We start from the raw sequence: 13,213 nt of genomic DNA, 5'->3' as shown, positions 1-13,213 counted from the left end.
GGATCAATCCTCCAACGTGCCGTTGAGCTGGTGCCAGGCATAGGCCCGGCCATCGGGGAATACCGCGATCAGGCGGTCCACCCCGCGATGAATTTCGCGTTCGGACAGATAGGCCGTGGCCTCGCCGCGCTTGATGGCGGTTCCGATGGCCTCGGCGTCGAAACAGCCGAACCAGCCCGGCGCTGTCAGCGGGTCGGGGTCGGTTGCGGGCAGGGCATGGGCCACCTCGGTCATCTCCGCCAGACGGGCACAGGCGCGAAAGCGCAGCGGTGAGGAATTGGCGTCGATCCCCTCGAATGCGGCCAGCGACAGCGGTTGAACGCCGGTTTCCGTGCTGACGCGCAGCACGGTCGTTTCCGGCAGCCGGTCGTAGAACGCATAGACCTGCATCCAGTACATGGCGGCCCCGGCCACAATGGCAGAGAGCACGATGGCAATCGCGGCAATGCGTCCGGTCACGGGGTTGCCCCTGCGGCTTCGGTGCCGACAAAGGCATCGGCGCATTTCTTGGCCAATGCGCGCACCCGCCCGATATAAGCCTGCCGTTCGGTCACCGAGATCACGCCGCGCGCGTCGAGCAGGTTGAACAGGTGGCTGGCCTTGATGCACTGGTCATAGGCGGGATGGACCATCACATTCGCGCGACCGCGAAAGCGCGGATCCGCCGGTTCCATGGCCAGCAGACGGTCGCATTCCGCCTCGGCATCCTCGAAATGGCGCAGCAGCATGTCGGTTGTCGCGCCGTCAAAGTTGTGGCGGCTGTATTCCTGTTCGGTCTGGCGGAAGATGTCGCCATAGGTCAGCGGAATGGGCGATTGCGGATCGTTGAAGGGCATGTCCATGACATGGCTCACCCCCAGCACATACATCGCCAGCCGTTCCAGCCCATAGGTCAACTCGCCCGAGACAGGCTTGCAGTCATGCCCGCCGACCTGCTGGAAATAGGTGAATTGCGACACTTCCATGCCGTCGCACCAGATCTCCCATCCCAGGCCCCAGGCGCCCAAAGTGGGGCTTTCCCAGTCATCTTCGACAAAGCGGATGTCGTGCAGCGCCGGATCCAGCCCGATGGCGCGCAGGCTGCCCAGATACAGATCCTGCAGGTCGGGGGGCGAAGGTTTGATGATGACCTGGAACTGATAATAGTGCTGAAGGCGATTGGGGTTTTCGCCATAGCGCCCGTCGGTGGGGCGGCGGCTGGGCTGGACATAGGCGGCTGCCCATGCCCGCGATCCCAGCGCGCGCAATGTGGTGGCCGGATGGAAGGTTCCGGCGCCGACTTCCATGTCGTAGGGTTGCAACACCGCGCAGCCACGGGCCGCCCAGTAATTCTGCAAGCGCAGGATCACTTCCTGGAAACTGCGGGGTTTCTCGGGGCTTTCAGCCATGGCAGACCTCTTGAAAAGCCCTGTCCTCATAGGCAAGAGGCAGGGAAGGGTCAATCGCCGCTTCGGTGTGATTGTCCGCAAGGGCCGGATTGACGCCTCTGGCGTCGCTGGACAGGAAGGGCGAAAGGGCAGGATGCAACGTATTTCGGGAATGGTGGCGGCGCTGGTGATGGCCGCGATGGCAATGCTCTGGCTGGGTGCGGCGCGGGCCGAGGCGCAGGTCTGGATCCAGATCGAGGCAAAGAATTCGCGCGCCGCCGCCGAGGATCGTGCCCGCGACTGGGCGATGGGTCTGCCGGATGTCAGCGGCCATGCCCTTGCCTCGGGGTGGTTTGCCATTGCGCTTGGCCCCTATGCTGCGGACGAAGCGGCGGCCCGGCTGTCCGATCTGCGCGCCATGGGGCGGGTTCCTGGCGACAGCTTCATTGCCGATGGGCGGCTGTATCGCGGCCAGTTCTGGCCGCCTGCCGGGGCAGAGGTGACGACCGCCTCGCCAGAGCCGGAGGCCGCTGCCGCCCCACCCGCCACCCCGCAGCCGGTTGCGCCTGTGGTGACATCGCCGGTCGAGGCGGTTCCCTTGGCCCCGCCCGTAGAAACGCTGGCCGAGGCCCGCCGGGCAGAGGCCGCCCTGACCCGCCAGGAACGCATGGATATCCAGCGCGCCCTGCAATGGGACGGTGTCTATACTGCCGGTATCGACGGCGCCTTCGGGCCGGGCACCCGTGGGGCCATTGCCGCATGGCAGGCCGGGCAGGGGGCCGAGGCAACCGGGGTTCTGCTGTCGGATCAGCGCCGCGCGCTGATCGACGGCTGGCAGGCCGATCTGGCCGAACTTGGGCTGGAAATCGTGCGGGACGAAGAGGCGGGCATCGAGATTTCCTTGCCGCTGGGTCTGGTGGTCTTTGACCGCTACACGCCGCCCTTTGCGCAATACGCCGCCCGCGATGACAGCGGTGTGCAGGTCTGGCTGATCAGCCAGCCGGGGGATCAAGAGGCGCTGTATGGTCTGTATGACATGATCCAGTCCTTGGCCGTCATGCCGTCCGAAGGCCCGCGCAACCGCCATCCGCGCGGATTCGAGATTGCGGGCCGGACCGCCGATGTCGAGGCCCATGCCCAGGCAGAGCTGACCCGTGGGGCGATCCGGGGCTTTCTGATCACCGCCCGTACCGCCGATTCGGCCCGCACCACCCGCGTGCTTCAGGCGATGAAGTCCAGCTTCCGTCCGTTTGGCGATCGCGTGCTGGATCCCGGCCTTGTGCCGCTGGACGAAGCCACACGGGCCGGGTTGCTGGCCGGTGTCGAGGTGCGGCGGCCTGCGCGGTCTGCCTCGGGGTTCTATGCGGATGCACAGGGCCATGTGTTGACCGCAGCAGCCAATGTCGAGGGCTGCGCCCGGATCACGCTGGATGCAGGGCTGGAGGCATCGGTGTTGGCGGCGGATACCGTGTCGGGGCTGGCCATTCTGCGCCCGGCCGCTGCGCTGTCCCCGCTGGGCCATGCCGAACTTGCGACCCGCCTTCCGGTGCCGGGTACGGATGTGGCGGTCGCCGGGTATTCCTATGGTGGAGACCTGCCCCTGCCGACCATGACCTTTGGCCGGTTCGAGGCTGCGGCCGATCTGACCGGGGCCGAGACCCGTGCCCGGCTGAGCCTGCCTGCCTTGGCGGGGGATGTCGGCGGTCCGGTGCTGGGCGCCGACGGGCTGGTCATCGGGCTGTTGCAGCCCGCGTCGGTCGATCCCGCACGCATCTTGCCCGATGGGGTCTTTTACCTGACCCCTGCGACGGCCATTGCGACGCTTCTGGCGGAACGCGGCATGGCCAGCACTGTGCCCCCTGCGCCCATCGGCCTGATGTCCCCCGAAGACCTGACCGCGACAGGCACCGCCATGACGGTGCAGGTCGCCTGCTGGAACTAGATCCCTCCGGGTTCGGGCGGCGGGCGGGACGGGAACGTCCCGTCACCCGGCCCTGATGCGGCCCCGTTGCCCAGGGTGGGGCCGGTTCGCACCGATCCAACGCCGGGCGGTTGCCCTGCCTAGTCTTCGGCGCGGGTCAGGCCGATGGCGTGAAGGATCCCGGCCAATCCGCCGCCCGCCAGTGGCGCGACGATGAAGACCCACAGATCCGCGATTGCCCTGCCGCCGACAAACACCGCAGGCCCGATGGAACGCGCGGGGTTGACCGAGACGCCCGTGACCTTGATCCCGACCAGATGGATGGCGGTCAGGGTCAGGCCGATGGCCAGACCGGCAAATCCGGGGGCCGCACCGGGGCCGGTCGCCCCAAGAATGACCGTGACAAAAAGGAACGTCATCGCGCCTTCGAACAGCAGTGCGGCTGTCAGCCCGTATTCGCCCAGATAGCCCGCGCCATACCCGTTCTGCCCAAGGCCATTCTGGGCGATGCTGTACCCCGCGGTGCCCGATGCGATGCCATACAGCACCGCAGCGCCCAGCACCGCGCCGATCACCTGTGCAAGCATATAGCCAAAGGCATCGCCCCAGCCCATCCGCCCGGCGGCCACCATGCCCAGGGACACGGCGGGGTTCAGATGCGCGCCGGATATCGCGCCCAGCCCATAGGCCGCGGCCACGATGGCCAGCCCGAAGGCCAGCGCGATGCCCGTCAATCCTATCCCGCTTGCACCATCCGCGCCGGCAATCACCGCCGCGCCACATCCGAACAGGACCAGCACCAGCGTTCCCAGCGCCTCTGCAATCATCTTGCGTACCATGTCACTCACTCCTGTCCCGCCGCGCTGCGGGAAACTGCATCCAGATCCACCGAAACAGATGCGCCGCGCGGGGCGCCCGCCGTTGCCTTCGGGGTCATTTCGGCGTATCCGGAAGGACGTCATTCCGTCAGGGGGAACTTCCCGTGCGCGATCTCAAGTTGCCCGACCAGCGCCATCCGGAAAAGGCGCATCGTCCCGACAATGCCCAGCCGAAAAAGCCGGCGTGGATTCGCGTCAAGGCCCCGACCTCCGAAGGGTACAAGGCCACGCGCGATCTGTTGAAGGCGAACCGCCTCGTCACGGTCTGCGAGGAGGCGGGCTGCCCCAACGTTGGCGAATGCTGGAGCCAGGGCCACGCCACCATGATGATCATGGGCGAGATCTGCACGCGCGGATGCACCTTCTGCAACGTGGCCACCGGCAAGCCGCAGACACTGGATGCCTTTGAACCAGGCCGCGTCGCCCATGCCGTGCAGAAGCTGGGCCTCAAGCATGTCGTGATCACCTCGGTGGACCGCGACGATCTGGACGATGGCGGGGCCGACCACTTTGCCCAGACCATCCGCGCGATCCGCCACCGTGCGCCCGAGACGACGATCGAGATTCTGACGCCGGATTTCCTGCGCTGTCCGCCCTCCGCGCTGGAAGCGGTGGTCGAGGCGCGCCCCGATGTGTTCAACCACAATCTGGAAACCGTGCCTGGCCTTTATCACGAAGTGCGCCCCGGTGCGCGCTATTTCCATTCGCTGCGCCTGTTGCAACGGGTCAAGGAACTGGATCCGGGCATGTTCACCAAATCCGGCATCATGGTGGGTCTGGGCGAGGATCGGCAGGGGGTCTTGCAGGTGATGGATGACATGCGTTCGGCGGATGTCGATTTCCTGACCATCGGCCAGTATCTGCAACCGACGCCCAAGCACCATGCCGTGGCCCGTTTCGTCACCCCCGATGAATTCGCCGCCTATGAGAAAAGTGCGCGCAACAAGGGGTTTCTGATGGTATCGGCCACGCCTCTGACCCGGTCCAGCTATCACGCCGGCGAGGATTTCGCGCAGTTGCGTTCGGCACGCGAGGCAAAGCTGGGCCGCGCCTGACCCGGCTCAGGGCCGGGGCGCGCGGCGCCAGAACCGTACCAGCAGGGCCGCCGCTGCCAGCGACAGGCCGATCACAAGGCCGGTCCACAGGCCGACGCCGCCCATGTCGGTCTTGAACCCCAGTATATAGGCGGCGGGCAGGCCAATGCCCCAATAGCATACGATGGCGATCACCATGGGCACGCGTGTGTCGCGGATGCCGCGCAGCAGCCCCAGCGCCATCACCTGCGCCGCATCGGCCACCTGGAACAGCGCCGCCATGCCCAGCAGGATGCTGCCATAGGCGATGATCTGCGGCGCGCGCGGATGCGCTTCATCAAGGAACAGCCGGACCAGCGGCTCTGGCATCAGCAGGAATGCGGCAATCACAAAGACGCCCAGCCCCTGGCTGACCACCAGCGCCACCCAGGCGCCATCGCGCAGCCGCTGGGCATCGCCCGCACCTTCGGCCCGGCCCGCGCGCACGGTTGCGGCATTCGACAGGCCGACATGCACCATGAAAGTGGCCGCGGTGATCTGTAGCGCAATCCCGTGCGCCGCCAGTCCCACCGTGCCGATCCATCCCATCATAAGGGCGACAGCGTGAAACAGCCCGCCCTCCATCAGCGAGGTCAGGCCGATGGGCCATCCCAGCCGCCAGACCTGTTTCAGCGCCGCATCGTGGCGCCAGAAGTTCTGGAACAGGCGAAAGCGGCGGAAATCGCGGTGCAGGACGACCCACAGGCCCAGGACGATCAGGCTGAGCACCTGCACCAGAACCGAGGCGATGGCCGCGCCGCGGATGCCCAGTTCCGGAAAGCCCCAGTTGCCGAAGATCAGCATCCAGTTCAAGGCGATGTTCACGCCCACCCCGGCCAGCGTGACCCACAGCACGACCTGCGCCCGTTCCATCGCGGCAAGGAAGCTTTTCAGCACCATGACCAGCAAGGCCGGAATCATGCCCAGCCCCGCGATGCGCATGTAATCCTGCCCCAATGCGGCGATCTCGGGTTGCTGCCCCAGTGCCAGCAGCAACGGCTCCGACCACCAGAAAACCGGAAAGGCCAGAACGCCATAGGCAATCGACAGCCACATGCCCATGCGGGCATCGCGGCGCACCTGGGTTTCATCCTCGCGCCCCAGCGCGGCGGCGGCCATTGGCATCACCGCATGGGCAAAGCCCGAGCCCAGCATGAACACCATGAAGAACGACGAGGCGCCCAGCACGCCTGCTGCCAGTTCCTCGACCCCGTACCAGCCCAGCATGATGGTATCGGTCACTTGCAGCAGAATCTGCGCGACGTGGCTGCCGATCAGCGGAAAGGCCAGCAGCAGCAAGGCGCGGGCATGGGCAAGCGGGGACAGGCGAAGACCAGACATCGGGGAACCGGGTGCGGCGAAATTGCGCGAAGCGACCTGTCTATACTGTGCCCGAAAAAGCGGCAAGACAGGAAAGTCCGTCGCTTTGGGGTTGTGGCCGTTCAGACACCCTTGGCCAGCATGACCAGCGCCGCGCCCGCAATCACCAGTCCCGCGACGATGCCGGCAAAGGGCAGGGCGGCCCGTGCCCGCGCCAGGCCGGGCAGGCCCGCCAGCGCGCCTTCGCGTGCCGTGACCGACAGGACGGCCACGCCTGTGGTGATCAGGGCTGTGCCCAGCCCCATGGCATAGGCCCCCGCGATACCGGCCCAGACCAGCCCCAGTTGCCAGGTCAGCACCAGCAGCATCAGCGCCCCGGTGCAGGGGCGAATGGCGATTCCCGCAACCAGCGCCGCTGCCTCGCGCCAGGTGCTGGCGGCCTGCACCTCGTCCAGCGTAGGGCCGTGACGGTGGCCACATGCCGCGCAGGTGCCGTCCTGCGGCGGATGGCCATGGCTGTGATCGTGGGGAGGCTGGTCCCGGTGGCCGTGGCCGTGATGGTCGTGGCCATGGTGGCTGTGCATCGTCTGGCCTGCCGCCTGCATCGGCCTGCCGGGCAGGCGCGGCAGGGCGCGCAGGCTGCGCCAGACCAGCCACAGGCCGATGGCGGCCATCATCAGATGGCCTGTCACCATCATCCAGCCTTCGCCTGCGGCCCCGATGGCATCGCGTGTCAGCCCGAACAGGCCAAGTCCGCCATAGACCAGCACGATGGCCACCGTCGCCTGCGCCAGGCTGGCCACCAGCGCGATGCCGACCAGCCGGACCAGCGCCACCCGCCCCCCCGCGCCATACCCGCCGATCAGCACCTTGCCATGGCCCGGCCCTGCCGCGTGCAGCACGCCGTAGCCGAAGGACAGCGCGACCAGCCCCCAGACCGCCCCGGCCTGACCGCTGCGCAAGGCGCGCAGACTGCCTGCCAGCGAATCGCGAAAGCCGCGCTGGGCGGCGATGCCCTGTGCCGCCAGCGCGTCAAAGCCGCCAAGCGCCCAAGTCGCCAGCAGCCCCGCAACGACGGCCAGCGCGCTCAGCCCGAGCCAGCGGGTCAGTCCTGGCGACATGTCACGCGCACCTCCTCGGCATAGGCGGCCCCGATGGCGGGAAAATCCGCCTCGGGGTCGTCACCCGAAAGTTCCCGGATCGCCTCGGCCAGCGCAGCATCGGCAGCGGCGATGTCGGGACCATAGACCTCGGCCCGGCAATCCTCGCGGCCCCGGATCAGCGGCGCGGTGGCGATGGTATAGGCGGTGTAATAGCCGGGGTCGTAGACCTGCACCACAAACGGCGCCGCGCCGGGGGGCAGAGGGGCGGAAAGCCGCCGGACATGGGTGGTGATGATGCGGCCCTGCACCACGCGCGCCGTCCAGTCCTGCGGCCTGCCAAGGTCCAGCGGCGTGTCGCCCATCAGCAGATAGGTGTCGCCTGCGAAATCCGCGTCCCAGCCCATGTCGAATCCCGACAGATCTGCGGCCTGAGCCTCGGTCAGCGGCCCGTCCGGGTCCAGGCCCCGGTCGGTCAGGATCATCAGCGACGTCAGATCGTCATAGACCCAGACCACACGCACCGCCGCCAGACGCCCGTCAGCGTCGAAGCGCAACTCGACGCCCGCGTCGATGAACTCGTGCGGATGCGCCACCGCCTCCGGGCTGGCCAGCATCAGCACCAGCGCCGATGCCGCAAGTTTCTGGACAAGCCGGGGCAGGGGCTGCATGAATTGACCTCGTAGATGCCTGCCGGAGTGTGCGCGGGCCGGGTCGGTCGTGCAAGGGGGGCGGATGTCGCCCCGCGCGCGGCTGCCCAATCGACGGCCCGAGTGCCATTCGGCCTTGCACGTGGGACGCCCATGGATATAACGCCGGACAATTTGCGCCGAGGGGTCCTGACATGCCGAAAAGAACCGATATCAAGTCCATCATGATCATCGGCGCGGGGCCCATCGTCATTGGCCAAGCCTGCGAGTTCGACTATTCGGGCGCCCAGGCCTGCAAGGCGCTGAAAGAGGAAGGCTACCGCGTCATCCTCGTGAACTCGAACCCCGCGACGATCATGACCGATCCGGGGCTGGCGGATGCCACCTATATCGAGCCGATCACCCCCGAAGTCGTCGCCAAGATCATCGAGATCGAACGCCCCGATGCGCTGTTGCCCACCATGGGCGGGCAGACCGGGCTGAACACCAGCCTGTCGCTGGCCGATATGGGCGTGCTGGAGAAATTCGGGGTCGAACTGATCGGCGCCAACCGTCAGGCCATCGAAATGGCCGAGGACCGCAAGCTGTTCCGCGAGGCAATGGACCGGATCGGGCTGGAAAACCCCAAGGCCACCATCGTTGCGGCGCCCAAGCTGCCTAATGGCAAATACGACATCGCCGCAGGCATCCGGCAGGCGATGCAGGATCTGGAACACATCGGCCTGCCCGCGATCATTCGCCCGGCCTTTACGCTTGGTGGCACTGGCGGGGGCGTCGCCTATAACCGCGACGACTATGAGGCGATCGTGCGCTCCGGCCTCGAAGCCAGCCCGATGGCGCAGGTTCTGGTTGATGAATCCCTGCTGGGCTGGAAGGAATACGAGATGGAGGTGGTGCGCGACCGCGCCGACAATGCCATCATCGTCTGTTCCATCGAAAACGTCGATCCGATGGGCGTGCACACCGGCGATTCGATCACGGTGGCCCCGGCCCTGACGCTGACCGACAAGGAATATCAGATCATGCGCAACGGCAGCATTGCCGTGCTGCGCGAGATCGGGGTGGAAACCGGCGGGTCCAACGTGCAATGGGCGATCAACCCTGCCGATGGCCGGATGGTGGTGATCGAGATGAACCCGCGGGTGTCGCGGTCCTCGGCGCTCGCCTCCAAGGCGACGGGGTTCCCGATTGCCAAGATCGCGGCCAAGCTGGCCGTGGGCTATACCCTGGACGAGCTGGACAACGACATCACCAAGGTGACGCCTGCCAGCTTCGAGCCCAGCATCGACTATGTCGTCACCAAGATCCCGCGCTTTGCCTTTGAGAAGTTCCCCGGATCCGAGCCGCTGCTGACCACCGCGATGAAATCGGTGGGCGAGGCTATGGCGATTGGCCGCACGATCCACGAATCGCTGCAAAAGGCGCTGGCCTCGCTGGAAACCGGCCTGAGCGGCTTTGACGAAATCGCCATTCCGGGCGCCCCGGACAACGCGGCTATTTCCAAGGCGCTGAGCCAGGCAACCCCCGACCGGCTGCGCGTGATCGCCCAGGCGATGCGCGAAGGGTTCTCGGACGAAGAAATCCAGGCGATCACCGCCTTTGATCCGTGGTTCCTGGCCCGCATCCGCGAAATCATCGAGGCAGAGGCCCAGATCCGCAAGGAGGGCCTGCCAGTCACCGAACATGGCCTGCGTCAGCTCAAGATGATGGGGTTCACCGATGCGCGCCTGGCGACCCTGACGGGCCGCGTCGAGGACCAGATCCGCCGCGCCCGCCGCAATCTGGGCGTCAAGGCGGTGTTCAAGCGCATCGACACCTGCGCCGCCGAATTCGAGGCGCAGACGCCCTACATGTATTCCACCTACGAAGTCCCCGCGATGGGCGATGTGGAATGCGAAGCGCGGCCCAGCGACAAGAAAAAGGTCGTCATCCTGGGCGGTGGCCCCAACCGGATCGGGCAGGGGATCGAGTTCGACTATTGCTGTGTCCATGCCTGCTATGCGCTGACTGCGGCGGGCTATGAGACGATCATGGTCAACTGCAACCCTGAAACCGTTTCCACGGATTACGACACCTCGGACCGGCTGTATTTCGAACCGCTGACCCTGGAACATGTGCTGGAAATCCTGCGGGTGGAACAGGATGCGGGCACGCTGCACGGCGTGATCGTGCAGTTCGGCGGCCAGACTCCTCTGAAACTGGCACAGGCCCTCAAGGACGAGGGCATCCCGATCCTTGGCACCACGCCCGATGCCATCGACCTGGCCGAAGACCGCGAACGGTTCCAGAAACTGCTGAACGATCTGGGCCTGAAACAGCCGGTCAATGGCATTGCCCATTCCGGCGACGAGGCGTTCAAGATTGCCGAACGTGTGGGCTATCCGCTGGTGATCCGCCCGTCTTACGTGCTGGGCGGCCGGGCCATGGAAATCGTGCGCGATGCCGATCAGCTCAAACGCTACATCACCACGGCCGTGCAGGTTTCGGGCAAGAACCCCGTGCTGCTGGACAGCTATCTGACCGGCGCGATCGAGGTGGATGTCGATGCGCTGTGCGACGGCGATGCGGTGCATGTGGCCGGAATCATGGAACATATCGAGGAGGCGGGGGTCCATTCCGGTGACAGCGCCTGCTGTTTGCCGCCCCACAGCCTGGATGCCGAAACGGTCGAGGAGCTGAAGCGTCAGACCGTGCTGATGGCCCGCGCGCTGAACGTCGTCGGCCTGATGAACGTGCAGTTCGCCATCAAGGACGGTACGATCTATGTGCTGGAGGTGAACCCGCGCGCCAGCCGCACCGTGCCCTTTGTCGCCAAGGCGACCGACAGCGCCATCGCCAGCATCGCCGCCCGTGTGATGGCCGGAGAAAAACTGTCGGCCTTCCCGCTGCGGGCGCCCTATCCGGCGGGTGTCGGCCCCGATACGCCGCTGCCGCTGGCCGATCCGCTGACCCTGGCCGATCCGAAAACCCCGTGGTTCAGCGTCAAGGAGGCGGTGCTGCCCTTTGCCCGCTTCCCCGGTGTCGATCCGCTGCTTGGCCCGGAAATGCGGTCGACCGGCGAGGTGATGGGCTGGGATCGCACCTTTGCGCTGGCCTTCCTCAAGGCGCAGATGGGCGCTGGTGTGCATTTGCCCGAAAGCGGACGGGTGTTCCTGTCGATCAAGGATGCCGACAAGACGGCGGCCCTTGCCGAAGCGGCGCGCGATCTGCTTGGGCTGGGCTTCGAGATCACGGCAACCCGTGGCACGGCGAAATGGCTGGCGACCGAAGGGGTCAAGGCCATTCCGGTCGGCAAGGTCTACGAAGGCCGCCCGAATGTGGTGGACGCGCTCAAGAACGGCGAGATCGCCGTGGTGATGAACACCACCGAAGGCGCACAGTCGATCACCGACAGCCGCGATATCCGCCGCGTGGCGCTGATGGACAAGATCCCCTATTTCACCACCGCTGCCGGGGCCATTGCCGCCGTTGCCGCCATGAAGGCCCGCAGCGAGGGATATGGGGTGCGCACGCTGCAGGGCTGATCGGCCCTCCAGCCCGAGATGGTTTTGCCGGGCGGTGGTCGCCCGGCCCGCTGCCGGTGGACCATGACAGAGATTCTCGGTTTTCTCACCCCAGATCAGTTCCTTGCCTTTGTGCTGGGCGGGCTTGTCGTCAATGTGGTGCCCGGTGCGGATGTGGTGCTGGCCACCGCCTGTGGCATTCAGGGCGGGCCGCGCGCGGGGGCCGCATCAGGCTTTGGGGCCGGATGCGGGGTGCTGTGGCATGTCGGGTTGGCGGCGGCCGGGGTGGCGGCCCTGATCGCGGCCCATCCCGCGGCGCTGGATGTGCTGCGCTGGGCTGGCGCGGGTTATCTGGTGTGGCTTGCCATCAAGGCGTGGAATGCCGGCCCCACAGGGGCGGCGCGCGGCCAGGCCGATTTGTGGCGCGCGTTTCGCAAAGGCGCGCTGACCAATATGCTGAACCCCAAGCCGGTGCTGTTCGTGATGGCCTTTCTACCGCAATTCGTGGTGCAGGGTGGCCCGCCGATCTGGCAACAGATCGTTGCGCTGGGCCTGGTCTTTGCCTTTACCGGCACGTTGGTCACAATGGGCTACGGCATTGTCGCTGGCCATGCCGGGCAGGCGCTGGCCCGTCGCATGGGGGCGCTGAACCGCGTCGCGTCTGTGTTGTTTGCAGGTCTGGCCGCGCGTCTTGCGCTCGACGCCTGAGCCATCAGGCGGTATGACCGCGGCATGACCGATACGCCCTTTCAGTATGACCCGCCGCCAGGCCCGCCACGGGTCTTGCACGCCGACAGTGCGATCCTGATCGTGGACAAGCCCGAGGGCCTGCTGTCCGTGCCAGGTCGGGGCGAGGATCGGGCGGATTGCCTGATCAACCGCTTGCGCGCCGACTATCCCGATGTCCTGCTGGTGCACCGGCTGGATCTGGATACATCCGGGATCATGGTCTTTGCCCGGACCAAGGCCGCACAAGGCGGGCTGGGCAAGCAGTTCGAGGCGCGCAGCGTCACCAAGGTGTATGTCGCCCGCCTGCATGGCGAATTGGCGCAAGCCACGGGTACGGTGGACCTGCCCTTGATCGTCGATTGGCCGAACCGCCCGCGCCAGCATGTGAACCACGACACCGGCAGGCCCGCCGTGACCGATTGGCAGGTGATTGCGGTCGGCCAGGGGGAAACCCGCGTGCATCTGATGCCCCGCACCGGGCGCAGCCACCAGTTGCGGGTGCATATGGCCGAACTGGGCCACCCGATCCTGGGGGATTCGCTTTACGCCACCGGCGCGGCGCGCGCCCATCCGCGCCTGATGCTGCACGCGGAGTCGTTGTGCCTGCGCCACCCGGACACCGGCGCCAGCCTGACAGTCTCGGCGCCCTGTCCATTCTGAGCGGCCGGATGC

11 protein-coding genes are annotated in these 13,213 nt (G+C 66.5%); 5 read left to right on the top strand and 6 right to left on the bottom strand.

The window, feature by feature from the left end; translation table 11 throughout:
* Positions 1-3 precede the first annotated feature (3 nt).
* Entirely contained in the window at positions 4-459 is a 456-nt protein-coding gene (locus BW970_RS05640) for a DUF6446 family protein (protein WP_076529446.1), read from the bottom strand.
* Positions 456-1,388, bottom strand: coding sequence for a glycine--tRNA ligase subunit alpha (locus tag BW970_RS05635; protein WP_076529445.1), 933 nt, complete (start codon positions 1,386-1,388; stop codon positions 456-458). Before BW970_RS05635 ends, BW970_RS05640 begins: the two co-directional genes overlap by 4 nt.
* Positions 1,389-1,521: 133 nt before the next feature.
* On the opposite strand from BW970_RS05635, the gene BW970_RS05630 reads away from it, so the two are divergent.
* The gene (locus tag BW970_RS05630; RefSeq protein WP_083701147.1) at positions 1,522-3,309 is read left to right on the top strand and encodes a serine protease; all 1,788 of its coding nucleotides are present in this window, start codon (positions 1,522-1,524) and stop codon (positions 3,307-3,309) included.
* A gap of 119 nt (positions 3,310-3,428) precedes the next feature.
* On the opposite strand, the gene BW970_RS05625 is transcribed toward BW970_RS05630, so the two are convergent.
* Complete coding sequence (locus BW970_RS05625; RefSeq protein WP_076529444.1) at positions 3,429-4,127, bottom strand: aquaporin; 699 nt, start codon at positions 4,125-4,127, stop codon at positions 3,429-3,431.
* A 143-nt stretch (positions 4,128-4,270) separates the two neighbouring features.
* Between BW970_RS05625 and lipA the strand changes: the two genes are divergently transcribed.
* A complete protein-coding gene (gene lipA, locus BW970_RS05620) occupies positions 4,271-5,221 on the top strand; it encodes a lipoyl synthase (RefSeq protein WP_076529443.1) in 951 nt (316 codons plus the stop codon).
* 6 nt (positions 5,222-5,227) lie between these two features.
* Here the strand turns inward: lipA and BW970_RS05615 are convergent, their stop codons facing one another.
* The 3 genes from BW970_RS05615 to BW970_RS05605 all read right to left on the bottom strand — a co-directional run bounded on the left by BW970_RS05615 (position 5,228) and on the right by BW970_RS05605 (position 8,330).
* On the bottom strand, positions 5,228-6,580 hold the full coding sequence (locus BW970_RS05615) for an MATE family efflux transporter (protein WP_076529442.1): 1,353 nt from the start codon (positions 6,578-6,580) through the stop codon (positions 5,228-5,230).
* Positions 6,581-6,681: 101 nt separating this feature from the next.
* The gene (locus BW970_RS05610) at positions 6,682-7,680 is read right to left on the bottom strand and encodes a nickel/cobalt transporter (RefSeq protein WP_076529441.1); all 999 of its coding nucleotides are present in this window, start codon (positions 7,678-7,680) and stop codon (positions 6,682-6,684) included.
* Complete coding sequence (locus tag BW970_RS05605) at positions 7,665-8,330, bottom strand: DUF1007 family protein (RefSeq protein ID WP_076529440.1); 666 nt, start codon at positions 8,328-8,330, stop codon at positions 7,665-7,667. Before BW970_RS05605 ends, BW970_RS05610 begins: the two co-directional genes overlap by 16 nt.
* 173 nt (positions 8,331-8,503) lie before the next feature.
* On the opposite strand from BW970_RS05605, the gene carB reads away from it, so the two are divergent.
* The 3 genes from carB (at position 8,504) to BW970_RS05590 (ending at position 13,201) form a co-directional block, all read left to right on the top strand.
* Positions 8,504-11,833 (top strand): carbamoyl-phosphate synthase large subunit, encoded by a 3,330-nt coding sequence (carB, locus tag BW970_RS05600; protein ID WP_076529439.1) that lies wholly within the window; start codon positions 8,504-8,506, stop codon positions 11,831-11,833.
* A 63-nt stretch (positions 11,834-11,896) separates the two neighbouring features.
* A complete protein-coding gene (locus tag BW970_RS05595) occupies positions 11,897-12,520 on the top strand; it encodes a LysE family translocator (RefSeq protein WP_076529438.1) in 624 nt (207 codons plus the stop codon).
* 24 nt (positions 12,521-12,544) lie between these two features.
* Positions 12,545-13,201, top strand: a complete 657-nt coding sequence (locus BW970_RS05590) for an RluA family pseudouridine synthase (RefSeq protein WP_076529437.1) — start codon at positions 12,545-12,547, stop codon at positions 13,199-13,201.
* Positions 13,202-13,213 lie beyond the last annotated feature (12 nt).

It is taken from the genome of Gemmobacter megaterium (assembly GCF_900156815.1).
Classification (GTDB): domain Bacteria; phylum Pseudomonadota; class Alphaproteobacteria; order Rhodobacterales; family Rhodobacteraceae; genus Wagnerdoeblera; species Wagnerdoeblera megaterium.
This window is presented reverse-complemented; position numbering and strand designations above follow the sequence as displayed.

Bases quoted from the DNA above. Each gene is read 5' to 3' on its own strand.
- BW970_RS05635 (WP_076529445.1), bottom strand. From the start codon at position 1,388: ATGGCTGAAAGCCCCGAGAAACCCCGCAGTTTCCAGGAAGTGATCCTG.
- BW970_RS05630 (WP_083701147.1), top strand. From the start codon at position 1,522: ATGCAACGTATTTCGGGAATGGTGGCGGCGCTGGTGATGGCCGCGATG.
- BW970_RS05625 (WP_076529444.1), bottom strand. From the start codon at position 4,127: ATGGTACGCAAGATGATTGCAGAGGCGCTGGGAACGCTGGTGCTGGTC.
- BW970_RS05615 (WP_076529442.1), bottom strand. From the start codon at position 6,580: ATGTCTGGTCTTCGCCTGTCCCCGCTTGCCCATGCCCGCGCCTTGCTG.
- BW970_RS05610 (WP_076529441.1), bottom strand. From the start codon at position 7,680: ATGTCGCCAGGACTGACCCGCTGGCTCGGGCTGAGCGCGCTGGCCGTC.
- BW970_RS05605 (WP_076529440.1), bottom strand. From the start codon at position 8,330: ATGCAGCCCCTGCCCCGGCTTGTCCAGAAACTTGCGGCATCGGCGCTG.
- carB (WP_076529439.1), top strand. From the start codon at position 8,504: ATGCCGAAAAGAACCGATATCAAGTCCATCATGATCATCGGCGCGGGG.
- BW970_RS05595 (WP_076529438.1), top strand. From the start codon at position 11,897: ATGACAGAGATTCTCGGTTTTCTCACCCCAGATCAGTTCCTTGCCTTT.
- BW970_RS05590 (WP_076529437.1), top strand. From the start codon at position 12,545: ATGACCGATACGCCCTTTCAGTATGACCCGCCGCCAGGCCCGCCACGG.